Source organism: Mesorhizobium sp. M2A.F.Ca.ET.037.01.1.1, from assembly GCF_003998075.1.
Classification (GTDB): domain Bacteria; phylum Pseudomonadota; class Alphaproteobacteria; order Rhizobiales; family Rhizobiaceae; genus Mesorhizobium.
The window spans coordinates 1-773 of sequence record NZ_RZSA01001612.1 but is presented as its reverse complement, the minus strand read 5'-3'; the positions used below and the strand labels follow the sequence as shown (position 1 = coordinate 773).

At 64.4% G+C, this 773-nt stretch carries 2 protein-coding genes; both read right to left on the bottom strand.

Annotated elements, in window-relative coordinates:
- Positions 1–255 (bottom strand): 50S ribosomal protein L9 (rplI, locus tag EOA27_RS38735; protein ID WP_127259007.1); only part of this gene is annotated, 255 nt, incomplete at its 3' end.
- Positions 256–468: 213 nt separating this feature from the next.
- A complete protein-coding gene (rpsR, locus tag EOA27_RS38730; protein ID WP_006203718.1) occupies positions 469–717 on the bottom strand; it encodes a 30S ribosomal protein S18 in 249 nt (82 codons plus the stop codon).
- Between the last annotated feature and the right edge of the window lie 56 nt (positions 718–773).

Here is a 773-nt window from a genome sequence, read left to right as displayed (position 1 = left end):
CTCGCCGGCCGAGCGCACGACGATGAAGCTCTTGCCGTCGAGCGTCTCGGCGATCTTGGAGGCCTCGGACTTGCGCTCCAGGTTGCGGGCTTCGAGCTGGGCGCGCTGGCCCTCGAACTTCTTCTTGTTGGCTTCGTTGGCGCGCAGCGCCTTGCCCCGCGGGAGCAGGAAATTGCGGGCGAACCCGTCCTTGACCTTCACGGTCTCGCCCATCTGGCCGAGGCGGGAAATGCGCTCGAGGAGAATGACTTCCATGGTTTCGTTCCTTCGTCTGGGCGTCGATCAACGATCGACGTTGAATGAATAGGAACAGGTCAGGAAGCTTGGTGCGACCTCGCCGCTTTTGTCGCTGTCCTGCCTGTCTGGGCAGTTAGAGGCAATCGCCCCAACTCGGGATTTGAGGGTCAACCCGACGCGCCCGCCGCGCCGGTGAAAAGACCGGGCGGCAAAGCCGCCCGGTCGAACATATCAGCGAACCACGTAGGGCAGCAGGCCGAGGAAGCGGGCGCGCTTGATCGCCTTGGCGAGTTCGCGCTGCTTCTTCTGGCTGACGGCGGTGATGCGCGACGGCACGATCTTGCCGCGCTCGGAAATGTAGCGCTGCAGGAGACGCACGTCCTTGTAGTCGATCTTGGGCGCATTGGCGCCGGAGAACGGGCAGGTCTTGCGGCGGCGATGGAACGGGCGCCGGGTCGGGATCTGGTTGATGTCGACCATTATTCTGCACCCCCTTCAGAGCTTTCGCGCGGACGGCGCGGACCACGGTCGCCGCC